The sequence below is a fragment of the Priestia sp. YIM B13551 genome (genome assembly GCF_042787905.1).
Classification (GTDB): domain Bacteria; phylum Bacillota; class Bacilli; order Bacillales; family Bacillaceae_H; genus Priestia.
Map to the genome: position 1 here is coordinate 59637 of NZ_JBHZOX010000009.1, position 24805 is coordinate 84441.

Sequence of the window (24805 nt, forward strand, 5' to 3'; positions counted from 1 at the left end):
TACATAAGACATGGAATGAAGACATGTAAAACCATAGATCCAAAGCCTACATCTCGTTAAGGTTATAGTTAAATCGCTTATATACCTTGTTTTTATGTTGGTGATTCGTTTTCATAATATTGATGATGACATGTTGCTCACTTTTCCAATGTACATCAACGTCATGAATCATAAAAGGTTGAACTCCTTGAAGCTCTTTATATTGATTAAGAGTGCTTCCAGGTTGTCCGTAGTACATTCTAAGAGAATCAGCCTTTTGTTTTTGCTCATAATCAAAGTAATCAGTGGTTTGTTTATACATCTTTTTTACTTCAACAATGTTTTGTTGATTAGGAGATGTGCTGGTTGTAAGTGAGACGCTACGTATCATGTTTGGTTGCTGTTGGCTTTTATCCAAGAAATGGTTCATCACAAATACAAGAAAAATTACTCCAAAGGATAACATGATCCAAAGCCACTTTTTCATGTCGACACTTCCTCTTTTATGATTGAAAATCAAAATGAGTAGATGATCTCATTACAAAATAGCATTTTCTGCTATTTCGTATTCTTAGATAATAACATACTCAAAAACTCTTGGAAGGTCTCAGCAATCTTTGATGTAGCTGGATCACACTCATATGATTCTTCGTAATCTAGAAAATCAACAGACGGATTGTTTTTATCATAGTGAAAGTTCAAACATAAATAATCTCCCCATGCTAGCTTCGCAATTGGAATTAATTCAGATCCAATGAGATCTTCATCATAAAAATTCCGGCCTTGTTCTCCTAAAGAAGTTTCGCAGCAACCAATGTCATACACACCATAAGGATGCTCACTGAAGTTTTTAATAATGCCTAAAAAACGTTCAATTTGACATCTCTTATTGATGATTGTTAATGGTGTAGAATCTATTACTGTACATGCGTTATAGTGTTTCAAGAATTCTTTATAGGCATTGGGCAATTGGATGCGAAAAGAAGCCTCTATTTCTGCAATGTCTTGATCCTATGGTAATGGATAAATGATGCTTTCCTTCACAAATCTCCTTGCAATAGGTCATCTTCAAGGAAATACATTACGACTTTTGATATTCATACATAACTGGAACTTTATCCATTTTAACGGTTTTAGCTACAACATAACGACGGTAACCGTCTTTTAAGACATTCGATCCTTTTTCAATCGTCAATGGCTCATCTAAGCGTCCTGTACGTTTCACAAAATCAATGACCTTTTGTGTTTTTTCAGCGTTTGGACGTGTCTTTAAGAATGCTTCAGGTACGATAATGTCATCAAAGTTCAACAGATCCTGTGTTCCTTTAGGTTGGTTCGGTAGTGTTTTCTTTTTAGGCTCAGCCTTTTTTTCTTCTGTAGGCTCTTGCTTTACTTCCAGCTGAACAGCTTTTGTTTCTTTCTTTTCTTCTTTTGGTGCAGGTTGAGAAGTAGTTACCGGTTTTTCTTCCTGTTTAGTAGCAGCAACTTCTTGTTGCGCTGCAAAAGCCTCTTGTTTGGCCTCTTTTTTATCGTTTGATTCATTGCCTTCTTTGTCTTTCTTATTCGGGAGAACGGTAATCTGGAAGCAGATTACGCCTACTTCACCAGGGCATTCATCAATCGGAATGTCTAATGTCGGTTCTCCTTGAATTAAGATTTTTTCATGCATAATACTTTTTTTCGTGAGACCTGTTTTGTTAAAAGCCTTCTTTGCAACAAATACCGTATACGAAATAAACGTACTCTTCTTCAACCCTTTAGGCGCAGATGGTGACCCTTTTTCACGCATATCAAAGGCAACATAGCGATCGTATTCTCGTAATGGTCCTGTGGCTGATCCGGTTAACGTAATTTTATGTGGCATAATGTTCTCCTCCTGCGTAGATATAGATTTATTTATTATTTAGAACAGTGTTCTAAATAAACATGTCCTAATAATAATTCAGCTTATAAGGGGTTTCTTTACTCTTTGCATTTACTCTTATCGTACATATAAACAGAGACTATGCGCATACTTTGAGTATGGACTTGTAGCTCAATGGCAGAGCAGCCAGTCGTATTACACTATACAACTTTGGCGTCTTGCGGGTTCAAATCCTGCCAAGTCCTCTCTTAAAACACTGAATACGTTAGAAATAGTGAAAGTCCTCGCTATACTTTAACTATTTTTAAACATTAAGAAGCTGGTTCCTTTAATTTAGCATGTTGATGCAATAATTTTTGCTCCTCAGGTGTTAATGCTTGTCCTAAATCTTGTTTCAGTTCCACCATCTCTAATGAACTGTACGTAGAGCAGTGTTCCTGCAGCAAGCATTCCTCTTCTGGTGTAAGCTCTTGTTCTAAGTCTTGCTTTAACTGAATCATTTCAAGCTGTTGTTCTAAAGATATTTCTACTTTTTTTGTACCCTTCTCTTGATCCTGCTCAGCCTTTAACCAATCCGGTAAGATTTCTTTACGGATAATATGTTTTGGTATAAACAATTTTGTTGATGACTCTTCTTTATGTATAACTTCCTCATGAGTTGGATATACTGATGAATAATCCTCGTTTTTATGATTAACCAACTGATAGAATTGGTTTTTAGCAATCTTATAGAGTAATTGGCACATATTATCTAGGGACAAAGGCTTTCCTTTATGATTAGCTTCATGTACATATTTGTCTAATCCAATAATAGATGTATACGCAATTTCATGTACTTGCCCTTTGGTAATATCAATCTCTGTATCTCGTTTGACCGTTTTTGCAGCATTTTGAATGCGAGCATAAAAGTCTTTTAATTGATGACCATACTTACCTGCGTAGACTTGATTGACTTTCTTAGGAACACCTTTGATATAAGTAAATGACTGTGAAGCAGACATTAAATGATTATTTATATGATTTACAGGTAAATCAGGGTTAATAAAGGCATCAGGTGATTTATCGGCCTTTAAGCTTGTTGTATCAACGTTTTCAGCAATTTTAGGATACATCACAGGAAGCGTCACAGGAGTTGTCATTTCTTCTTGTTGGACCGTTTGTATACCTGTTGTATCATGGGCAAAAAAGATTTCTTCGCAAATGTGATTAAAGTTCTTATGGCTTTTAAGAATAAATACATAGCTATCAGGATGAGTACCTGTTGCATCCTCTTTAATGTATCGTGCTACAAGCACAAACGGTGTCGCTTTTAACGAACGTACAAAACGAGAAACCGTACTTTTAGAAACTTTAAATTTCTTCATGAGCGTTTCAGAACGAATGGCTTGGATACCTGTAGCCACTAGGTTATAGATGACATGGTCGAGCATTTCCATTCTTTTTTTAGGAAATTCTTTATGTATGGCTGATTGGTTCTGTTTATAATGAGTACGAATAATTTCTAAAAACTCTTCTTTCTTTTTCCGAAGTGTGGATTTGTTCTTCCATAACCACTTAAACCGTCCGTTGAAGGTGTCTACATCTTTTAAATAGCAGGTCAATATTTTTGTCATTTGTTCATTATCTCCTTTAAGGAACAAAAAAAGACACTGTTTCCCTGGAAAAAGGAAAACAATGTCGTGATTTTGATGAACTAAGCCCTTGAAATAGAAAGCTATTTCATATAAAATAAAACCATAAGTTTTATTTTATAGAAAAACTAACTCTATTAACAAGAGACTTCGACAAGTGTTTTCCCTACTGTTACTAGGGGGAACGGTTTAAGAGTGCTACCAACACGTCTTAAACAGTTGAAGTCTTTTTTCTATTCCGGTCATTTTTGTTAGCTTTATTATAGCGTTAATTAATCTCATAATTCAATAAGAATTAGTAATATATCTCAAAAGATTTAGTTTTACATCTTTTATGAGGTGAAAATCCTATCTATATTTAAATGAATTTATTGTTGAAGGTATTAAGAAAACTCTCTCTGACAACTGCTACAAAAACAATAAAACAGCTTCTAATTACTGGTCAGTAATTAGAAGCTGTTTTATTATTTTGTGAACATTCTTTTCCATATGCTTTTTCCTTGTTCTTTTTGAATTTCGGTCATAGCTGAATGGATAGAATCTAATTTTTTAAGTAATTGATCATTCACTTCTTTTAAACGCTGATTGTCTTGTTCAAGTTTATTCATCTGTTCTTTTATCTCTATAACATCTTTTTTTTCTGCCAAATTTTCAGATGGAAGCGTTAGTTGTTCTTTCTTTTCCATTTTTTTATCCATTTCTTCTATTTTTTTAGCAAGTAATAAAAATGCTTCTTTAAAGGAGTTTTCGTTTGTATCTTCTTCCTCTAAATCCTTGTTAATAATTTTTGTTTGTTCTTCGCTCATTAAATTTGCTTTAATTAATTCTTCACGAATCATTTCATTTGGTGCATGTTTTCCGAATTTCTCTTTTAGTTCAATAATCTTCTCAATTTTTTTATCTTCATCAGTAAATATGTATCTTATTCTTCCAATTCTTTTATGTCGTACTAACCCGACTTCGCACCAGTCCCGTAATTGATGATTTTCTATATTAAATTTTCTAGCAACTTCTGAAATAACCATTGTTTCTTCGCTCATAATTGTACCTCCTTCACAAACGAATTAATCTAACTGAGTTAGTATCCTCTTATATGGAATATTTTTAATAACTTAATTAAGTCTAACTTAATTGGTCCTAACTAATTAAATGCTACTTATTTTGAAGCTTGTCTTTATTATTCTAGCAGATTTTACACTTAACTGAATTAGATTTATTATATTTTACGTTATGTAGTTCAATTAAATTTGAACTGAATCCTTTAAAAAACTATAAATTCATTTATAGTTTTTTAAAATATTACAATAAGTTTAATTAAAATGCAATTAAGTTCAACTAAGTGCGACTTAATTGCATTTTAATTAAACGGCTCTTTAGTGCCCTTTTAATTTAGTTTGACTTATTTTATTATAAGTTCAACTAAATTAGAGTTGTGTGCAACGAGATGGTTTTAAGTTAACCTTAAGTTTAACTATTGGATTTAAATCAATAATTTAGAAGCAAAAAAGTTATGTGTTAAGTTATTTTTCTCATTTGATCCTCAATCTATTGAGGAGTTTAATAGCTGAGACTACTGTCGATTCTGTTTAGATAATACACTTCTTCTGTAATATGGTGTGAAACATATCTATGGAGGCATCATCATAAAAGCAGTCTTTTTGGCTGAAAAGATGCTTTATCTCGTATTTGTGTACATGCTGAGTAAACTCACCACTTATGTATTGTGAACCGAAATCGTTACGAAGAGGTAATCCCCTTTCAGGGCTTTTGGGCAGTGTAAGCTTTTTGAAGTGCTTCAATGATCAACTCTGATGTGATTAAACGAGAAAAAAATAGCACACAATTTCTTTAGTGTGAATTTAATGAAGATGTTAAACAGCACCAACCGCCTCATATCATAGGGACATACTTAATTTCAGGCACCCATTGTTTAGAGAGGTTTGATAAATTTTTGAAACGCTAGAATGTGTTTTACTTTTTCGTGAATATGACCATAGTCTTTTTTTTGAATATCTAGCTCTTGTTTTAGCCAGAGGTTTTCTAATGAATCTTAGCTAATTCTCTAGGTATTAGAGAGCATTCCTCTGTATTAAAATATGTTAATACATTCACGCAATTATAAATTGTTACTTCTGATCACCATATTCGCTGCTTGATTCTTTAACCAAGTTTCCAGCATGATATAAATACATAATCGTTTTCTTAAAGTCATCATTTTATTTTCTGCTTGTCCACTTATGTTCATTTCCCACACCTCCTCTCAAAGATTATTAAAGGGACTCAATTAAATCGTGTCCACGAAACTATAATAAATCCAGTATAGGGCTTTATCCTCCCTATACTCAGGGAATGATCTTTTCTTAAGGAGAGATTTCCCTAATTTTGTCCAATAGTGATAACTAATCCAGACTCAATTGAATCTGGATTAGTTATTTTATTTGAATGAACATTACTTTAGTAGAGTCAGCTTTTATTGGTGCATTTAGTCTGTATATACCTAATTGGAATTAGTTTAAATTAATTAATTACTAATTGAATGTAAAAGAATATAGACTCGGTAGCTTTTAATCAGACAAGTTAATATGCTGTATTTTAATTAAATTAAACTTCTTTTTTATTGAATTAATTTTAATTTATTTTAGTCTAAATTAGTGATAATTAACTTGGGTTTTAAAAGAATTAGAGTTAGATTCTTGCAGCAGAAAAAAGAAAATCTAATTGTTTAATTGTATATTAGGATGATCATAAAATTTTAAAAAGTTATTTAGTGAATTAATGAAATGTTTTCAATTTGAAAAGTACATGCCTTTAATTTGTATCAAAAGAATAGAGAAACAGAAACAGGGATATAAAAGATTCACTTTGAGGGTCAAAGCATTCAGCTTCATGAATATAAGCAGAAAACTTTACGTGAAAAGATGAAAAAAATGAATGAAAAGCAACAAGATTTAGCCATGAAGTGAAAAAACACATGTTAACAGTAGGTCAACATGTGTTTTTTTTGAGGTTCACAGCAGGTTCACATCACTGTTTTTTTATGTTCACAGTAGGTTCACAAAGGAGAGTTTAGGTCAACAGTAGGTTCACACTTTAGAGGTTTTCGCGATATCACGGTTTTGCTAGGCTCTGCCTAGCCTATCACCCCGTGTGATAGCAAAAACCCCTTATGCTCTTCTCTCTTTTTAGGGGAAAGAGCATTACTACAAAAGAGAGGTCGGATAAAATGGAAATTAAAATTCGATATGTTGATCCAGTAGTAACGGGAAAAACATGGGATAAAACACCCGTTGGCTTTTTTAAAGTAGTGAACAAGATTAAAAATCGTCCTTATTATATAGGACATATTCCTGACGGCGACCCTCGCAATCCGTTAGGAAAACGTTGGTTAGGGTTAAATGCGAACGGTACGTATGGTGGATACATACGGCATTCACGGCAATAACAATGAAAGCAGCATTGGAAAATACGTGAGCCGAGGTTGCGTGAGAATGCACAATGCAGATATTGAAAAGCTTTATGATAAAATTCAAGTTGGTACACCAGTTGCGATTACGTATTCTTATAAAAGCTTTGTGGATCTTACGAACGTATACGGATATAAATTCAAAGGCTACAAGATAAAAAATAATTAATATCTGAGCAACATTCTCATGAGCAAATACCATGGGAATGTTGCTTTTTATGCGAATAAAAGAATCACTCTGCTCGTTTTCTTTTACACCGGTGCATTTAACCCCTTATTATGGAAGTATAATAAAAATAAGGAGGATCTACCAAGATGAGAGCAAAAACTGAGAAGGCAAACCGTGTGGTCATGTTTAAATCGATTGGTGAGGTTTATGCACATGAAGTTACGGAGGATATTAAGGTTGGTTTTTTTGCTTGTCCTTCTTGCGGAGTGAAAGTGTATTATCAACAAAATCATTTCTTTTCTCGTGACCATGAACGGAGTTGTGAGTACGTCCAAGAACAAATTAGAAGAAAAGCTTAAAGAGAAAGGGATGACGTGTTGTGAAGAATCATGTGTATGAAAATGGGCGACTGATCCAAACCAATAAGAAATTTTCTGCATTAAAACAAAAGCAAAAGAAGGGATTACGAATGAATTAAGGCAACGTTATATAAGTGCTATTAATTACCCTTATACTAAATTACGTCCTAAGAAACGAGACCAAATCTTAGATGAGGTATATGACCTTATTCAGAAAAAAGAAATTTGGGTACCTTATGATGAATTAGAAAAATACTACTTTAGCAAAATCCCTTCATTTATTCGTAAGAATAAGAAAATGAAGGAAGAAATGATAACAGGTGGGTCACAAGATGAACAGGGGTTATAACCGGTAGTCTTAGGGTTACATAAATACGATGGAGACTGTTTGTTTTCACGCAAACTGCTAGGATGTAGGAATATTTGGATAATGAAGCATAACTAGTCAAGATAGAGGAGATAGAGGAGACGAATAGTATGAAATCAACAGGTATTGTACGAAAAGTAGATGAATTAGGACGTATCGTTATTCCAGTGGAGCTTAGAAAGGTGCTGTCTATTAAAGAAAAAGATCCTATAGAAATTTTTGTTGATGGAGACCACATTATTTTGAAGAATTACATCCCCCATAATGAATGCATTATTACAGGTGAAGTAAGTCCACATAATTGTGAATACGCAAAAGGAGTTGTGTTAAGCCCAAGAGGTGCAGAAATTCTCAAGCATGAGATAGAATGTAGATTTGGTAGTAAGGCTTAATTTACATAGAAATTCATACGTTTTTATTTGATTCCTAGATGTGTTGCTTATGTAAACAAGGTAAGAACCTATAGATTTAATATGAGTAAGGTAAACATCATGTAAAACCTCCAGAATGGATTTCTGGAGATTTTATATAAGTGCTCTTTATTTAACAGCTTCTTTAAATTCTTTTCCTGCTTTAAAACCTGGGACCTTTGTTGCTGGAATCGTCATTTCTTCCCCTGTTTGAGGATTACGTCCTGTACGCTCTGAACGTTCACGCACTTCGAATGTTCCCAATCCTACCAGTTGAACTTTTTCGCCTTTTGCAAGGGTTGTAGAAATCGTTTCAAATAACGAGTCTACAGCTTTTTTTGCATCTTGTTTTGTTAACTCTGACTTTGAAGCAACTGCCTCAATGAATTCAGCTTTTTTCATATGTAACTACCTCATCTCTTTTTATAGGGTATGTAGATTAAGAATATATCATATGTGTTGAGAAAAGTTCGAACGTATGTTCTTTTTAGGTGGAAGTAGAGGGAAATACATAACAATAAAAAAGAAGAAATGGAAACCCATTTCTTCTTTACATACACGGTTAGCTAGAATGATTACATTATCGGATGTTACTGCCACCAAGTTGTTGTTCTGCCATTTGCACAAGGCGTTTTGTAATCTCTCCACCTACTGATCCGTTTGCACGCGCAGTTGTATCAGGTCCAAGGTTTACACCAAATTCACTAGCAATTTCATATTTCATTTGATCGATTGCTTGTTGAGCACCATATACTAACAATTCATTTGTGTTGCTATTTTTATTGTTTGCCATTGTATTCAACTCCTTATAGTTTATAACATTAAAATGTGTAGAAGAAAGATCGTTTATTCATAAGATGGAAAATTTTTAAAAAAAGTTGTTTTAGAATATATATATGTGGTAAACAGATAGTACAGAGCCAATATAAGAATTTTAGAGGCTACTGTAAAAGGTTAAATACTTAACTTGATGAAGGGACTGGTTCGGTTTTGAAAGACGTAACAGCGACTTCAGCAAATGTATTACCCAAATTGACAAGTAGGTATTGTGATTTAACGAACGGCACTCTCGTTATGAATCGATATACGTAACGAAAGAGCCTCACAAGGGCAAATGAACATGAGAATTATTTTGTTGTAAGAGAGAGCAGCCTGCATCATTTTTTGATGCAGGCTCTTTTTATGTTGAAGCTATAAAGTAAGGTACATAAGGTATTGAATCTGAATATTGTTTGTAGATAAACGTTCTACTTAATTTAAATAATTGTTGATAGATGTAAGGTTTTGTAGATAACTAAGTTGCTCCCACATATTGAATATTTATCCTATATCAAGTACAATAAGTTGAATATAAGTTCAACTTAAAAGATGAGGTGTTTATAAATGAAAATTTCACGCTTTAATAAAGACTGCGGGAACTCTGTTGATATGAACATTATGGATGGATATCTATTTGATTTCCCAACGAACGTAGTCGAACTGCAAAAAGAAGCCGCAGACTCCTTTTTCACAGATGCTGTTACAGCTCCAGAAGAATTTAAGAAGCGCATTTTACTTTCTACAACCATTGAGGGGGAAGAGAAAGAGCGTTATTTCTTAGTAGGTGACATTGCAGCTAGTCAATTGCTGGCTAATAATCACATTAATAAATTACATAATAAAATTACGAGTCATATTCCATACATCACTTTTTTAGCTGCGATTGCTTATTACCATGCGTTACATGCGAAAGATAAAAAAGACAATACAATTGAAATTGACTATTTTTCTACCATGTTACCAATCTGGCTTCTTAAGAAAGAGAGCACATTTGGGGCGGCTCAAAAAGCCATGGCCAATCGTTTCTTAGGTGACCATACGTTCACCGTGCATACGCCTGGTTTTGAGAATACTTTAAAAGTATTAGTAGAAGAAAGTGCATGCTTAAAAGAGGGAGAAAGTGCACGTTTTGCGTTAAAAAAAGACTTAACACTTCAAGACCGTGAAGATGCGAATGAGTATGTAGAATGTGAAACAGTCATGGTGGACATAGGCGGTGGTTCCATTGATGTGGTTATTCTACCAGAAGGTTTGAAAGCAGCCAATAGTCGTGAATCGTTCCAAAGCATTGAAGGCATTCCTTATTTAGCGCATATTGATAAATTGCGTAAAGAGAAATTCCTAGAATTATTTACAGACTTACGTGCCTTTGATCAATTTATTCTCGATAACTACAGCAAGCAAAAGTTTGTATTAAAAAACGAGAATACAGGTGAATCCATTGATTTAACAAGTACAATCAAATCTTCATTACGAGAATATGTGGAGATTTTATTGGCTAAATTAAATGATGTCGCACCGCCACCAGCGAATAAACTACGTAAGTATGTATACTGCGGCGGGGTAGCTCCTACTTTAGAAGTCGCTATCATGAATAGTATGCGTGAAAAAATTGGAGAAGAACGTACAGAGAAGTATCATAAGGTTCCTCAAGATAGCCGCCATTTAAATTTATTTGGCTTAGAGATTCGTAGTATTGGTTACATTCAAAAGAAGCAAGAAGCAGTGAAGAAAGCCGTTAAATCCTAACAACGTAGGTGATAGGGATGTCAGAGCGTCAAAATGCGTTTACGATTAAGACAAATCGATTGAGTGATGAAGTTTATAATAAACTAGCTACATACGCTAAATCGCGTAAGTTAGGGGATTATATTTCATCTTTAATTCTACGTGATCTAGATGATTCATCTACTGAAAGAAAAGCAATGAAAGACACAAAAATCTACGAAATGCTTGAACATATCAAGAATGAATTAGCTGATTTAAAAACATTAGCAAAAACAACAGGTTTTGTAGGAAACGATTCCTTCAAAGAAGAAGAGCCTTCAAAGGTTCTCCAACTGAAAGAAGGAAAGATTGCAGATTTAGAAAACATATCCGGCTCATTAGACGATGACGATCTAGAAGAATATAACGATTTTTAAACAGAAAAACTACTAGAATTGCACTGCACCCCAATCCTAGTGGTTTTTCTGTTTTTAAGCTTTATATTGTATACATCTTTAGTCCAATAAATAATGGATTTAGTTAAACAACTAACTTTTCATCCATTACTCATTATCGTCAATATGTGTTGAAATTTGCCAAGTAACACCGAATTTGTCTGTTACTTGGCCATATGATGGACTCCAAAAAGTTTCTTGAAGTGGCATTTCTATTTGCCCACCTTCTTTTAGTTTTTCGAACACTTCTTTTGATTTTTCTACGCTGCCTATGGTGATAGCTATCGTCACTTGTGATCCAATTTGGTATGGTTGGCCTGGGAATGTATCAGAAAGCATTAAATCCGTATCACCAACTTTTAAATGCGCATTCATTACACGATCTATTGCTTCTATAGGAGTAGGGAATTCTGGATTTCCGGGCATTTCTCCGAAAGTCTGAACACCAATAACTTTTGCATTCAATGCCCTCTCGTAAAATTTAACAGCTTCTTGTCCATTACCGTTCATAACTAAATAAGGATAAATTCCTAAAACCATGAAAAACACCTCTTTTAAAATTTTATTTAGATTTCAATAAATTATAGCTAATCAAATTAAAGAACGTAGGTTCGTTTTCGGCGTAACACTTACTACGTATCTATACAACAAATTTATTGTGTTATCCTGCACAGTTAGTTTGATAAGAAAAAAATTGTTTTAAAAAGGTATGTAATAAAGGATTTAATAAAAAGCAATCTCAAACATTGCTTTCTGTTAACGTTCATGGGTAAGCCAGAGCTAACGCTGTACCTTGTTTACCATGAATACCATAGTAACCTAATTGAGACTATATCAATCCACAATAACTTCTAGTTTGATGATCATGACGACTAGTTAGTTTTCTTTTCAACATTTGCAAACACATCCTGCTATCTTATAAAATAAGGGTAAGAAATAAGAAAGATAGGAAGAGGAATTCATGTCCACAAAATTAGTGAATTTACGAATTGATTTTGCTTTTAAACAATTATTTGGTACCAAAGGTAGCGAGGACATCTTAACAGGTTTTTTAAACGCTGTTTTAGAAAAGTCTCTAGAAGCACCCATTACGTCTCTTCAATTGGAAGACCCACACCTTCACAAGGCTTACGAAGATGACAAGTTATCTATCTTAGATTTACTAGCCACATTGAGTAACGGAACACAGGTGAATATCGAGATTCAACTTCGTAATACGCATGATATGGTCAAGCGTTCTTTGTATTATTGGAGTAAATTATATACGTCACAAATGCAAGAGGGGATGCCTTATCGTGCTTTACGAAAAACCATCACCATTAATTTATTGGATTTCATTTTATTCTCTTCAGATGAAGAATTTCAGACGACAGGTCAACTGTGGGACACAACAAAGCAACGTGTTTTAAGCGATGATATTGAAATTCATTTTGTGGAAATTCCAAAGCTTGTGAAACAGTGGCGGGAAGAAAAAGTCAACCCGTGGGAAAATGCATTCGTTCGTTGGATATTATTATTACCAGCTCATGAAGATGAACATTTAACTCAAACATTGGAGGAGATTGCTATGAATCAAGATCCAATTCTACAAAAAGCGATGCATAAATGGGAAAATATGAGTCATGATTCTTCATTCCGAAGCGCATATGAAGCCCGTGAGAAATTGCTACTTGATGAACAAGCTAAACTAGCCCATGCTCGTGAGGAAGGATTAGAAGAAGGGGTAGAAAAAGGGAAACTTCAATTGATTCGTAGCATGTATGAGAATGGTATGACTTTGGATGATATTGCAAAGTTTACGGGATTAAATATAGAAGAAATAAGAAGAGTAATCGGATAATATAGAGGGTTACAAAAGCTTTGCGACAGGTTTCGTAAAGCTTTTTTATTTTATAATTGGCTCACAATAAAATAGTCTAAAAATGCACACCTTTTTAGACGCAGAAAAAACTAATGATAAAAGGTCTATTTAAATCTCTAAACAGACCTTTTTAAACCTATAAAAAAGCATTGAAATTATTGTATATTTTGTTATATACCAAACTATCTAATAAAAAGGGGAACCCGTTCTTTTATTGTTATTTCGCAACTAAAAAAGTACAAACCATATATAAGGGTTTGCGCTTTTTGGTTTTATAGCTATCGGTAAGCCAATTTACGATAATTGATGTACCCGGTAGCAACTAAGGGTTGCATTGTAGTGCAAATAAAGCTGTGCTACAACATTTGTACAAAAGATAAGGCGTAGCCCGGATCAACATACCAAGTATCATAGTGAATCAAGAATCTTAATTTGCCCGGATGGCTAAAGGAACTAATAAAATATCAACTATTACAAAAGGTCTGTCAGGGTAAATGATTAATTGGCACTCTTTTTTATCTCTATAAATAATCCCCTCTCTATTTATAAGCGCTGGTATTTACTAAGGTGACCTTTACCTTAATAGAGTCAATGGAGTCTGAAGTTAATTCATTAAGCTCTTGGATAGTCCAATGATATCGGTCAAAGCGATAAGCTTTTTCAGATAGGTTAAGTACATCAGTATGCAGATCAAGACCTTTTTGAAACGTTCGCTTAATCTGTTTCTGGACTTGGGCTGCGACGATATGTTTTATCTCTGTTTGGGATATTTCTTTTAAGTTTTCTTGAATCGTTACAGGAACTTTTACCGATATCCTATAATGAGGGGTCAATTCGGCTCCCATGACTTTAATTTTAACCCGTGGTCTTTTAACTTTCACGCCTATTTTTTTCTCATTATAGACTAAATAAAGTCTTGTTGTATCCTTATCAAGCCAATTTATTCCTTCTAGTTCGTTTATGTTTAACCAGCCTGTTATTTTCTTGTGAGCGAGAAGGTATCCTCCTGAAATCTTGACAATTGATTTAGGTTTTTCACCTTCTTGCCATTGGCTTTCTTCTACTTTTATAGATGGAAGTAACATGGAGCCTACTGGTTGTCTGTATCGTTGAATAAGGTTTTGGTACGTAATGGTTGGAATAAAAGAATCATTTTCCAAAACTTCTCCAGGATTAAACGTAAATGAAAAAGCAGGAGATTTTCCGAAAAAACCATTTAAAGACATGGCTTCTTTTATGTCTTTTTTTATACTGAAAACACCCGTATTGTAACGGATTACTTCCGTACGCCCTGCGTAATCAAGAAATTCATTTAGATGGTGCTTTAACATTGAAGGAGTAAAATAGAGTGTACTGATATGACCAAAGTATAACGGAGAAGGAGAACTCCTTTGAATGTAATCAAAAGCTTCTTCTAGGGTATCTCCTTTTCCCGTGCCTACTAAAACAGGAGGTTCTTCAGAAGAAGAAGAACCTCCTTCTTGTCTAGCTACATTTGAAAAGCTAAGTGCTTGAAAATAAACATAATATTGTCCCTTTTTAAAGTCTAACCCTAACGCTGTGATATAAATTTGATGTTGTACTTCTTTCATTCCCCAGCACCCAGATAAACAGAGTAGAAAAACACAACTTGTAATTAACAAAAATTTTTTCATTAAATTACTCCTTTTGACGATCAGGATCGACTGGGGAATAGGCATGATTTCGTTCCTAATATATCTGTATTTGGAGGCTCATATCCCATCATTCGTAACTTGGATACAATTTGTCCTTTATGATGAAATTCATGAGTAATCGTGTGCATAAGCAACTTATTAGGCGTAATTGATATTATTTCCGGTTCTTCTCTCCAAGGGATCTTTCTTTCGATTCGTTCATTTAATTGGTTCCCATATAGTTTATATACCTCATTTACAATAGAATCCACCTGTTCAAATCGTCCTTTTATTTTGTTGAAATTGAAATTATGTAGTTCCTTTCTAGGTGTAAGAGGTTTCTCTGTCTTTAATAAAACAAATGAGCCAAGCATAATAACAATCTGCTATATGTACCAATGTGTTCCTTACACTTTGCCAAGCAAATCTGTTTTGTTGATTCAAACCATTTGGTTCTAACTCCTTACAAAAGTCTAACAGCGTTCCTCGAGTCTTTCGAACCCACGTATATTCATATTGATGCATCAATACACCTACCTTCAAAGAATAAATATCACCTATTCTATATCGCTTAAGTCAAAGTTAAAAAGTTGAAGCTAAACGCAAAGTGGCAACTTCTCTCTTTATTTTATGCATAGTTTTTAATATTGAGGACTTTAATTTTTGAATTTACATCTATTAGGCGTTCAGCTGCAAACTCTTGGCAAGAAGGCGATTTTTCTGAACGTAAACATAACCACAATGTAAAAAAGTTTAATTTTATACATATGTTGTAACTTGTCTGAAATAGTCCTGTCATAAAGATATGTTATGATTTAGGGGCACTATACAACTAAATAAAGAATATAAGTAACTTACCATTTCATCAATATCTATATTTTTTTCAACATGTTTAGTCCTCTAATCCTCATCTATTAGAGGGCTTTTACTTTTTTGGATAAAAGGAGGGAAATCCTTGCCATATATACAACAAGAAAAACTACATGCAATTAAAGAAACAATTTTACAACGAAAAGAAAAGTTAGCTGAAAATAAAAGACTAGATCTTGCAACGTCTCATAATATCTATACAGAGTTGACTACTTTTCGCTTGGACCTTCTTACAACTTATGCCGGTTCTCTTTTGATGGAAAAAGAGGCAGCAAATGAAGTCATGGAACAGTGGGGAAACAATATGGCTAATTTATTAGTCAATAATGGACTACCATTAAACCTAGCTTTAGAGGAGATTAGCTATTACCGAGATGTAATCGGAGAAATAATAAAAGAAGAAGCAAAGAATAATGATTTTTCCCTCGATGCTTTTTACCAAATCATTTCTCACTTTAATAGCATTGTAGATAATGCCATCCAATTCGTAAGTAAGTCGTATGTAAAAGATTACACTGAAAAAATAAATTATGCTCAATATGCCATTGATGAATTATCTGTTCCCGTTGTTCGTATGACAGAAGATATAGGCATCCTTCCTTTAGTAGGTGATTTAGATACCAAACGGGCACAATATTTGATGGAGAGTGCCTTAGAGAAAGGAAGCCAATATAAATTAGAATGGCTTATTATTGATTTATCAGCAGTTCCTATTATTGATACGATGGTAGCAGATCAATTATTTAAAGTAATAGCTGGGCTACAGTTATTAGGAATTGAAGTCGTCATCAGTGGGATACGTCCAGAAATCGCTCAAACCATGGTGAACTTAGGAATAAAAGTTGAGGAAGTTAGAAGTTTCTCTAGTTTACATCAAGCTGTTCAGTATACGAATTCATTTACAGGATCTTTAATGTGAATATTTTTATGGATTATGAGCAAACTACTCAAGATGCTGAGAAGTATCTCCAATCTATAATCTCATTAACCTACAGAAAGACTCCTTAAGGAAATAGGGAGTTTTTCTGCTTTTCAATTTGTATATCGTAACTGCTTAAAAAGAGAAAAAACCTACTGCGGAAGAAAGTAGGTTTTTTCTGTTACATAATTAAATTTTATGAGTGATGCCCCATTGATCCTGAGTAGTTTACTCAATATGTAAAAAAATTAATCACTTATATAAAAAGGGAGAAAACAATCCGTGGGAGTTAGATTGTTTTTTTAAAAGAAAAGATCAGGCCGGTAGCTCCTTAGTGTATTTTATGTTTCTTACTTTCTATTCTTTAAGCCTAGAGTTGATGTAGGTTGACATCAGATTTCTTAAGCTTTGCTCTATTTTTGAAGAAAGCTACAGTAAGGAGCAAAAGAGGAAGTATGACTTGAAAATGTATATTTAAAGAAAATGGTAGTATTTTAAGCGCGTCTTGTATAAGTTCCTCATAATTATTTGCTAAGCTTAGAGAATAAAGTAGAAGAACAAGTCCTAAGGGAAAGCATATCTTAGATGGAGATTTAATTTTGAATAAATTTGCTGTACCTATTACAGTAGCATAGAAAAACAAACTTATTTTAAAAAATCCTCCAATAACTGCTGTGAGCATGAAAAACACGTCAAGACGCTCTAAAAAATCAGCCACCTGAATACTTTCTACTGTACTTAGAAGAGGAAACTGTGAGCGAGCAGTAAGACTTACTCCCAATACACTGACATTTATAATCATGGTAATCATTAAATTGATGCCTGTTAATCCAATAGCGCTTAATCCAATTCCTTTTCTCATATTTTTCACGTATGGTAAAATCATCAAGAATACAACCGTTTCTCCAAATGGAAAATATATATTTTGAGTCAGAGCAACTTTTAGAGGAAGCCAAATCCCTTCTTCTAATACAGGTTGTAAATTTGTAAAATCAATTATACCGGCACATACAATAAGAATAAATCCAGAAATAGAAGATAGGTAGAACAAAATAAACAGAAGTTGACTGGATCTTGCCAAAACTTCGATTCCTTTGCTCACGGTATAGATAACAACAAGCACCAGTAAGGCATTTACAATAAATAAAGGAGTATCTGGATAGGCAAATGTCAATAACATGTCCCCAAAATCTCGGATTACTCTGGAAGCAATGTTTGCAAAGTAAAAAATATAAAGAAATGAAATAAAACGACCAATCCATTTTCCCATGATTTTTTGTGTGAATTCGACAAGTAATAAGTCAGGATAGTAACGATAGAGTTGATAGTAGACTAAAAATAAAAGTAAACCGCCTATCATCCCAAACATAATGGAAAGCCAAGCATCTTGCTTAGCATCTATAGCAATAGGAAGAATAAAGGCACTTCCAAATTCAAACAATATCATTAAGGTAAATAGTTGACTTCCACTAATCTTTGCTTTCTCCACTAAATAATTACCTCTTTCCGATGGCTATCTTATTAACTAGAAGTTACTTTGATAACATTTCTTTTCCTCATTAGGTTTATATAAAAATTGGTTCTATGTGTCTAAGATACCCAAAAATGATTTTTTCTTGCACAATTTGCAAGTATGTAAATCTTCATCTATATACTTGAATGAATGATAAAACATTTAATATAAATAATTAATTTTATTACTTATAAATAAGGACACCAAATGGAGAATCATTTTGCATACTCAAAGCTGAAAATCCTCTTGATATACGTGGGGGTTGGTTCCTCTAAGGCGCATTATGGTAACTTAAGTTATATATGATATGCAGTCTAAAAAACAAAAAAACACTGGACCTATACAGTGTTTTTTTTTGTTCGCCTAATGCAGAAAATAAACAAAATATATTGCGTATACAATGTTTTGTCATTGTTCGATAGTATACCATGGGAACTATGTTTTATATGGTTCGATACATTTACGTATAGAAGATGAAACATCTTGTAGCATTATTGACAAATTGTTTCTCAAAAATAGGATTAATTTTGTTTTAATCTAAGGTTATTACTTCTTATAATTAACGTTATGTAAATTAGTTTTATATATCATATATCTTATAATTAAACAAAACATCCTTAAGATTGGACAAAAACAACTCTTTTCTTTCTGCTATTATCAATAAGATAACATTTAATGCAACACATTAATGAAAGTTAGACTAACTTATAAAGATGGCGAGGAATGATTGTGGCAATAATTGAAGATTTTTTGAAGTTAGATATAAGGATTGGTACTATTATTAAAGCAGAACTATTTTCTGAAACACGAAAGCCTGCAATAAAGTTAGCAATTGATTTTGGAGAGATTGGAATCAAACATTCTTCAGCCCAAATTACGCGCAGATATGAGACAGAACAACTTATAGGTCGTCAAGTAGTAGCAGTAGTAAACTTTCCTCCTATGCGTATTGCAGGCTTTAAATCGGAAGTGTTGGTAGTTGGTGGCGTTTCAGAAGAAGGGGATGTCGTCCTATTAAAGCCCGATGAACCTGTTAAAAATGGTACGCCAGTTGCTTAGTGTGAGGTTTGTATACATTCCTCGCACGCTCTTTTAAACAAGAGACGTTAGGTTTTAACTGTGTATTTTAAAAGAGAAAGATCCATAATAGAAATTAATAAACACTAGAGACTATTAATTATTAGTTTTTTTAAATTTAAAGTACGCATATGTACTTAATATGACAGCTACCATCACTATACAAGCAAGAGGAAATAGAATTGTATTGATAAAATGATCATAAAACCAATTATACAGAAAAATCACCTCACATAATTTCAATCTATTACGATAAATAAGTACTAAGCTTATAACTATTCAATGAGTGGAAAAATTTATATCACCCAAAAGTGAGCAAACGAACTTGTCGTGTATCATGCTTTCTGTTGCTTTCTATTTTTAAAGAATGCAACAAGAAAAAGCAGAACAGGAATAATCGCGAGGAAGGGAATTTGTAAAAAAAACATCTCTACTCCTATTCCTTCATGAAGGTGCTCTTGAAAATTTCTAGAAATCATTAGAGACATAAAAAGAACAATTAATCCAATAGGATAGGACAATCGTGAAGGTGATTTAATTTTAAATAAGGTGGCTGTAGCTATCATAGAAGCATAGAACAGTACACTAATTTTAGAGAAACCACCAATGACTAAAGCAAGCATAAAAAACACATCAAGACGTTCTAAAAAATCTGCTACTTGGATGCTTTGTACAGTGCTAAGAAGAGGAAACTGTGAACGTGCAGTCAAATCAACTCCTAGTACACTAATGTTAATAAGCATGGTAATGGTTAGATTGATTCCACTTAATCCTGTGGCACATAACATGGTTACTTTAGCCTTTTTAGGATTGTTCAAATAAGGTAAAATCATTGTAAACACAATTGCTTCACCAAAAGGGAAATACAAAGTTTGAATAAAAACAACTTTTAAAACTGGTAAAATTCCGTCTTCAAGTACTGGTTGTAAGTTTTTAAAGTCAATTAATCCTGAACACACAATTAGGAGAAAACCTGTGACAGCAAGGACGTACATAAATATAAAAAATAACTCTCCTGATCGAGCTACTACTTCTATCCCTTTTTGAACCGTATAAATGATAACTAGAATCAGTAAAGCATTCGCAATGAATAAAGGAGTATCAGAGTAGGAAAATGTCAACAACATCTCACCAATGTCACGTAAAACCCTTGCCACATCATAGATAAAATAGGAGATATAAAGAAAGGCTAGTACGCTTCCTATTGCTTTACCTAAGATTTTTTGCATATATTCTGTAGGCAAAAGATCTGGATAATACGAGTAAAGTTTATAATAAATTACAAATAGAACTAAGCTACCAAGCATTCCAAGTAAGATAGCTAACCATGCGTCCTGTTTTGCTTCCATTGCCACAGGTAACAATAAGGAAGTGCCTAGTTCAAACAAAACCATTAAGATAAAAAGTTGACTAGCACTAATTTTGGCTTTTTCCATTCAACTGCCTCCTTTTGGATTTTATTAAAGCTATCTCCTGTTTTTTTGAATTGTTCTTTAACCTTTTTGGCACTTAAAATCTTTTGAACATTATGTAGTAGAAATTTGATTGGTTTTAGGGGTCATTCTGGACTAAAAGTGTTATTTGTACAGGCAAGGTTTTACTAGGTTTTTCACTGATAATGCAAATATTCCATATAAAAATTAACTAGTTCAATGTTTTTTTTCCATACTTTTTCCTATTTTTAATGAAAGCTACAAGAAGAAGAAAAAGGGGAACGATTCCAAGAAGAGGGATATGTATAACACGCATTGCTACCTTTAGTCCTTCATAGTTATGTTCTTGTAGGTTACTCGCGATGGTAATGGACAAAAAGAGAACAATTAGACCTAAAGGATACGATAACTGTGAAGGTGATTTAACCTTGAATAAATGTGCTGTTCCTATGACAGCTGCGTAAAATAATACACAGATTTTAAAAAAGATAGTGATGATTAAGGCAAGCATAAAAAATACATCAAGCCGTTCTAAAAAATTAGCTACTTGGATGCTCTCAATTGTGCTAAGAAGTGGGTATTGTGAACGTGCAGTTAAATCAACACCCAGTACAGAGACATTAATAAGCATGGTAATAATTAAATTGATTCCACTTAATCCTGATGCACATAACATGGTCACCTTTGCCTTCTTAGGGTTATTCAAATATGGAAAAATCATCGTAAATACAATGACCTCTGTAAATGGGAAATACAACGTTTGAGTAAATACCACTTTTAGAACAGGGGATAAGCCCTCTTCCAATATAGGTTGTAAATTTTTAAAATGAATTAAACCAGAAGAAACAATTAAGATAAAGCCAGCAACCGCAAGGACATACATAAATATAAAAAGTAGTTCTCCTGATCGAGCTATGACCTCAATTCCTTTTCTGATTGTATAAATAATGACAAGCATCAATAAAGCATTCGCGATGAATAAAGGTGTGTCAGGATAGGCAAAGGTTAGCAGCATCTCACCAAAATCACGTAGAACCCTTGAGGCATCATACATAAAGTAAAGAATGTAAACAAAAGCTAGTACGGTTCCAAGTACTCTCCCTAGAATCCTTTGCATATATTCTGTAGGCAAGAGGTTGGGATAATAGGTATAAAGCTTATGATACACTAACAACAATGCGAAACTGCATACCATTCCAAGCAAAATAGCAAGCCATGCATCTTGTTTCGCATCTATCGCAAGAGGTACCAATAAAGCACTCCCCAGTTCAAATAGGACCATTATAATAAAGAGTTGAACGGCACTAATCTTTGCTTTTTCCATTTACCTGGAACCTCCTTTTCTTTACTTTTGATTCTCTTTTAAACCTGAAAGAAACGATTTGTTTCGTAAGCCAGCCCGACGTACGTAGGCTTCTACAGTGATATCGACATTTAGTTTTGGAAAGTAGACATCATTCCATTCCTGTTTTAATCTTTTAAATTGCTTTGGTCTAGAACGGTGAATTACTTCCCCGAATCCTAAGATATCTGTTTTATTTTTTTGTGCACGTTCAACAGCTGTCCCTAGCTCTTTTTTTATTTCTTTACTTACAGACTTTTCAATTTCTGTAATGACCTTTGGATTAGTGATATCAACAGGTACCTCAATTTCCCCTAAATCTCCTTCAACACGCGTATGCACAAAAATATGAGGTTGGCCATTTTTCACTTGATAAGAAATACTGGTTTTTTGACGAACGGTTTGATAAGCAATGGCTTCCTTTTTTCCTTCCCAATTAATATTGATATCGGTTCCCTGGATTTTATTGAGAATCCACACGGTTCCTCTGGCTGGTTTTCCATATAGCCAATCTATTAACTTTCCTTGTTTTAAAACAGCAATTCCGGAAGCTCTAAGTGTTGCTGCAGGTGCACTTTCCTGAAGGTTATCCAACTTTTGAGCTTGCTGAGGATTCCCAACTAGACGGAACCCTGAAACCACAGTTCCTCTTCCAGGAGATTCAATGCTTGTCATCACATCTTGAAGTGATGTTTTTACATTCTCTCCCCATTTCCTTTGTGTGAATTCCAATGTTTTTAATATTTTATTGGCTGGAATTTTATCAACAGGTGTTAACGTTTTAACCAGATCAGCTGCGGTTGAATGGTTCGCAATCACAATGGTTGAAGTATTTCGAAATTCTGGATCACGATCTAAACCATCAATTAATGTATCAAGCCCTTCTTCTTTAGCCAACTTTTCTCCAACTACCACCAAGTTTGTATGCGCATAATACAATCGTCGAGAAATTCTGCCTGAAGCCCGTCTACTTGCTTCGACTATATTATTTCCTGAAGCCGAGTAAATGGTAATAGGAGGGCTCTGAGTACCACCGCCGCCGCCTTGCATACCTCCTGCTACATTTCCAGGATTTATAATTTGGAGCGTTATGTGAACCTTCCGTCTTTTGTCTTATCCAAACCCATGGCTGCGACAATAGCAAGGTCAGTTAATTCTTTTTTACTCCAACAACTTGTAAGAAACAAGGTCATTGTCAATATTAGTAAAAGAAAAACTCCTTTACGCTTCATTATTGTCACCTTCCTCGAAATCTCGATTCACCATACCACGAGATGTAGGAGGCTGTGGGCCTCTATTTTTACCTTCTCGAATTGTATTGGCAGTAATTAATCGAGGTCGTTGTCTCAATGTCCACCATGGTAATCTTACAACAGTATCTCCATTATTTACTGGAATGAAGGGAGCAAATGGAGCCATGTAGGGTACCCCAAAGGAACGTAAACTGCATAGATGGACAACCATCATTAAAAGGCACAGAATGATGCCGTAGAAACCAAATGTTGCTGCACCAATCATAAATAAAAAACGAATTAAGCGAGCTGAAATTGCCATATCGAAAGAAGGTGTAGCAAAACTAGCAATAGCTGTGATTGATACAATGATAACCATTGCTGGTGACACAATACTTGCTTGAACGGCTGCTTGACCAATTACAAGGGCCCCGACAATAGATACAGCTGAGCCAACAGCCTTGGGTAATCGTATCCCTGCTTCTCGTAAAATTTCAAAAGTTAATTCCATGAGAAGAGCTTCCACAAATGCCGGAAAGGGAACAGCTTCCCTTTGTGCCGCAATGGCTACGATGAGTGTAGTTGGCACCATTTCCTGATGGAAGGTTGTAACAGCGACATAGGTAGCAGGCGCGATAAGCGAAATCATAAACATAAAAATACGTAAAAGACGAATTGAGGTTGCAATGTCGAACCGGGCATAATAATCTTCAGCCGATTGGAAAAATTGCATAAATACAGCAGGCGCAATAAGTGCAAAAGGGGTCCCATCCACAAATATAGCAATCCGCCCTTCTAACAAGTTTCCAGCTACAACATCAGGTCTTTCCGTATTGTAGATAGTGGGAAAAGGGGTGAATGTTTGATCCTCTATTAGTTGTTCAATATAACCTGATTCCAAAATGCTATCAATATCAATTCGATTTAATCGCTGACGAATTTCTTTAACAACTTTATCATTGGCAATGCCATGTATGTACATAAATGTCACATCTGTCTTTGTTACACGTCCAATTTTTAAAGATTCCATCCACAAATCGGGGGTCTTAATGATGCGACGTACCATAGCTGTATTGGTTCCAAGAGACTCTGTAAACGCTCCTTTTGGTCCTCGTACGACCATCTCGGTAGTGGATTCCACAATGGAACGTTTTTCTCCACCTTTGGTGCTAGCACTCAGTGCTTGTTTTACTCCATCCACTAGGATAAGAGTATCTCCTGCCATTAAAGATGCAAATAAATCATCCAAGTTAGTGATGGAGGATATGTTTCCAATTGTCATTATATCTTTAGAAAGGAGGTCTATCGCATTGTGCTGATTTATTTCTTCTTTATGATCATCCTTCATCATGGATTGCAGTAGATAATCTTGAATTGACTGATTGTCTACAATTCCCTCTATATAGACAATCGCCGTTTTAATGTCAGAAGCCCCTCCCATTTTTATCTCACGAATAACAACATCTGAACTATTTCCAGTCTTTCGCTTAATCATGTTAAGATTGCCCGATAATGAAACTTGTATTTGTTCTATTGGTTGATCAGTAGTTTGATTCTCGTCATCTTGTGCTGATTTCTTTTTTGGTTTGCGATCTTTAAAAAACGAAGGCATAGATTTGAGCACCCTTCTTTCAGTTTTTATTACTTTGACCATATAAGAGTTTTTTATGTAAAAATTAA

23 protein-coding genes and 3 pseudogenes are annotated in these 24805 nt (G+C 34.2%); 9 read left to right on the plus strand and 17 right to left on the minus strand.

What is annotated here, in order from left to right:
- Window positions 1–46: 46 nt before the first annotated feature.
- The 3 genes from ACFX4N_RS26680 to ACFX4N_RS26690 all read right to left on the minus strand — a co-directional run bounded on the left by ACFX4N_RS26680 (window position 47) and on the right by ACFX4N_RS26690 (window position 1843).
- Window positions 47–466, minus strand: coding sequence for a hypothetical protein (locus tag ACFX4N_RS26680; RefSeq protein ID WP_057275091.1), 420 nt, complete (start codon window positions 464–466; stop codon window positions 47–49).
- 71 nt (window positions 467–537) lie between these two features.
- Window positions 538–981, minus strand: coding sequence for an SMI1/KNR4 family protein (locus ACFX4N_RS26685; protein WP_098548922.1), 444 nt, complete (start codon window positions 979–981; stop codon window positions 538–540).
- A 79-nt stretch (window positions 982–1060) separates the two neighbouring features.
- Complete coding sequence (locus ACFX4N_RS26690; RefSeq protein WP_053488464.1) at window positions 1061–1843, minus strand: ParB N-terminal domain-containing protein; 783 nt, start codon at window positions 1841–1843, stop codon at window positions 1061–1063.
- Window positions 1844–2003: 160 nt separating this feature from the next.
- Between ACFX4N_RS26690 and ACFX4N_RS26695 the strand changes: the two are divergent.
- Window positions 2004–2088, plus strand: a pseudogene (locus ACFX4N_RS26695).
- A 66-nt stretch (window positions 2089–2154) separates the two neighbouring features.
- Here the strand turns inward: ACFX4N_RS26695 and ACFX4N_RS26700 are convergent.
- The 3 genes from ACFX4N_RS26700 to ACFX4N_RS26710 form a co-directional block, all read right to left on the minus strand.
- A complete protein-coding gene (locus ACFX4N_RS26700) occupies window positions 2155–3456 on the minus strand; it encodes a replication protein (protein WP_192101076.1) in 1302 nt (433 codons plus the stop codon).
- Between the two features lie 482 nt (window positions 3457–3938).
- Complete coding sequence (locus tag ACFX4N_RS26705; RefSeq protein ID WP_029321043.1) at window positions 3939–4514, minus strand: MerR family transcriptional regulator; 576 nt, start codon at window positions 4512–4514, stop codon at window positions 3939–3941.
- A gap of 1076 nt (window positions 4515–5590) precedes the next feature.
- Window positions 5591–5719 (minus strand): hypothetical protein, encoded by a 129-nt coding sequence (locus ACFX4N_RS26710; RefSeq protein ID WP_255260822.1) that lies wholly within the window; start codon window positions 5717–5719, stop codon window positions 5591–5593.
- Between the two features lie 1008 nt (window positions 5720–6727).
- Here ACFX4N_RS26710 and ACFX4N_RS26715 point away from each other — a divergent pair.
- The 3 genes and pseudogenes from ACFX4N_RS26715 to ACFX4N_RS26725 all read left to right on the plus strand — a co-directional run.
- Window positions 6728–7106 (plus strand): annotated as a pseudogene (locus tag ACFX4N_RS26715) (L,D-transpeptidase); the annotation flags it as partial.
- 146 nt (window positions 7107–7252) lie between these two features.
- The gene (locus ACFX4N_RS26720; RefSeq protein ID WP_029325149.1) at window positions 7253–7465 is read left to right on the plus strand and encodes a hypothetical protein; all 213 of its coding nucleotides are present in this window, start codon (window positions 7253–7255) and stop codon (window positions 7463–7465) included.
- 477 nt (window positions 7466–7942) lie between these two features.
- The gene (locus tag ACFX4N_RS26725; protein WP_053488467.1) at window positions 7943–8224 is read left to right on the plus strand and encodes an AbrB/MazE/SpoVT family DNA-binding domain-containing protein; all 282 of its coding nucleotides are present in this window, start codon (window positions 7943–7945) and stop codon (window positions 8222–8224) included.
- A 147-nt stretch (window positions 8225–8371) separates the two neighbouring features.
- Here the strand turns inward: ACFX4N_RS26725 and ACFX4N_RS26730 are convergent, their stop codons facing one another.
- Both ACFX4N_RS26730 and ACFX4N_RS26735 read right to left on the minus strand, forming a co-directional pair.
- Entirely contained in the window at window positions 8372–8644 is a 273-nt protein-coding gene (locus tag ACFX4N_RS26730; RefSeq protein WP_029325150.1) for an HU family DNA-binding protein, read from the minus strand.
- A gap of 178 nt (window positions 8645–8822) precedes the next feature.
- Entirely contained in the window at window positions 8823–9035 is a 213-nt protein-coding gene (locus ACFX4N_RS26735) for an alpha/beta-type small acid-soluble spore protein (protein WP_025753343.1), read from the minus strand.
- Between the two features lie 590 nt (window positions 9036–9625).
- Here ACFX4N_RS26735 and ACFX4N_RS26740 point away from each other — a divergent pair.
- Complete coding sequence (locus ACFX4N_RS26740; protein ID WP_192101075.1) at window positions 9626–10810, plus strand: Alp7A family actin-like protein; 1185 nt, start codon at window positions 9626–9628, stop codon at window positions 10808–10810.
- Window positions 10811–10827: 17 nt separating this feature from the next.
- Window positions 10828–11205, plus strand: coding sequence for a hypothetical protein (locus tag ACFX4N_RS26745; RefSeq protein WP_057275097.1), 378 nt, complete (start codon window positions 10828–10830; stop codon window positions 11203–11205).
- Window positions 11206–11331: 126 nt separating this feature from the next.
- Here ACFX4N_RS26745 and ACFX4N_RS26750 read toward each other — a convergent pair whose 3' ends face one another.
- Window positions 11332–11763 carry a VOC family protein gene (locus ACFX4N_RS26750; RefSeq protein ID WP_029325153.1) on the minus strand — a complete coding sequence of 144 codons (432 nt, stop codon included), beginning with the start codon at window positions 11761–11763 and terminating at the stop codon, window positions 11332–11334.
- A gap of 421 nt (window positions 11764–12184) precedes the next feature.
- Between ACFX4N_RS26750 and ACFX4N_RS26755 the strand changes: the two genes are divergently transcribed.
- On the plus strand, window positions 12185–13063 hold the full coding sequence (locus ACFX4N_RS26755) for an Rpn family recombination-promoting nuclease/putative transposase (RefSeq protein WP_053488471.1): 879 nt from the start codon (window positions 12185–12187) through the stop codon (window positions 13061–13063).
- Window positions 13064–13623: 560 nt separating this feature from the next.
- Here ACFX4N_RS26755 and ACFX4N_RS26760 read toward each other — a convergent pair.
- The 3 genes from ACFX4N_RS26760 to ACFX4N_RS26770 are packed head-to-tail and all read right to left on the minus strand — an operon-like array spanning window position 13624 to window position 15264.
- A complete protein-coding gene (locus tag ACFX4N_RS26760; RefSeq protein ID WP_377263341.1) occupies window positions 13624–14784 on the minus strand; it encodes a Ger(x)C family spore germination protein in 1161 nt (386 codons plus the stop codon).
- The gene (locus ACFX4N_RS26765; protein ID WP_274598761.1) at window positions 14760–15113 is read right to left on the minus strand and encodes a DinB family protein; all 354 of its coding nucleotides are present in this window, start codon (window positions 15111–15113) and stop codon (window positions 14760–14762) included. The genes ACFX4N_RS26760 and ACFX4N_RS26765 overlap by 25 nt, the downstream gene beginning before the upstream one ends.
- Complete coding sequence (locus ACFX4N_RS26770) at window positions 15064–15264, minus strand: DinB family protein (RefSeq protein WP_274598762.1); 201 nt, start codon at window positions 15262–15264, stop codon at window positions 15064–15066. The genes ACFX4N_RS26765 and ACFX4N_RS26770 overlap by 50 nt, the downstream gene beginning before the upstream one ends.
- A gap of 430 nt (window positions 15265–15694) precedes the next feature.
- Here ACFX4N_RS26770 and ACFX4N_RS26775 point away from each other — a divergent pair, with 430 nt between their 5' ends.
- Window positions 15695–16528 carry an STAS domain-containing protein gene (locus ACFX4N_RS26775; RefSeq protein WP_192101073.1) on the plus strand — a complete coding sequence of 278 codons (834 nt, stop codon included), beginning with the start codon at window positions 15695–15697 and terminating at the stop codon, window positions 16526–16528.
- Between the two features lie 370 nt (window positions 16529–16898).
- On the opposite strand, the gene ACFX4N_RS26780 is transcribed toward ACFX4N_RS26775, so the two are convergent.
- Window positions 16899–18017 carry a GerAB/ArcD/ProY family transporter gene (locus ACFX4N_RS26780; RefSeq protein ID WP_029325179.1) on the minus strand — a complete coding sequence of 373 codons (1119 nt, stop codon included), beginning with the start codon at window positions 18015–18017 and terminating at the stop codon, window positions 16899–16901.
- 753 nt (window positions 18018–18770) lie between these two features.
- On the opposite strand from ACFX4N_RS26780, the gene csaA reads away from it, so the two are divergent.
- Window positions 18771–19100: a chaperone CsaA gene (gene csaA / locus ACFX4N_RS26785; RefSeq protein ID WP_053488567.1), complete on the plus strand. Its 330-nt coding sequence runs from the start codon at window positions 18771–18773 to the stop codon at window positions 19098–19100.
- Between the two features lie 353 nt (window positions 19101–19453).
- Here csaA and ACFX4N_RS26790 read toward each other — a convergent pair whose 3' ends face one another.
- The 4 genes and pseudogenes from ACFX4N_RS26790 to ACFX4N_RS26805 all read right to left on the minus strand — a co-directional run bounded on the left by ACFX4N_RS26790 (window position 19454) and on the right by ACFX4N_RS26805 (window position 24737).
- Complete coding sequence (locus ACFX4N_RS26790; protein ID WP_053488483.1) at window positions 19454–20554, minus strand: GerAB/ArcD/ProY family transporter; 1101 nt, start codon at window positions 20552–20554, stop codon at window positions 19454–19456.
- Between the two features lie 208 nt (window positions 20555–20762).
- A complete protein-coding gene (locus ACFX4N_RS26795) occupies window positions 20763–21875 on the minus strand; it encodes a GerAB/ArcD/ProY family transporter (RefSeq protein WP_301264887.1) in 1113 nt (370 codons plus the stop codon).
- Window positions 21876–21896: 21 nt separating this feature from the next.
- Window positions 21897–23125, minus strand: a pseudogene (locus ACFX4N_RS26800) (Ger(x)C family spore germination protein).
- Window positions 23115–24737, minus strand: a complete 1623-nt coding sequence (locus ACFX4N_RS26805; protein WP_192101107.1) for a spore germination protein — start codon at window positions 24735–24737, stop codon at window positions 23115–23117. The pseudogene ACFX4N_RS26800 and the gene ACFX4N_RS26805 overlap by 11 nt, the downstream one beginning before the upstream one ends.
- Window positions 24738–24805: the final 68 nt, after the last annotated feature.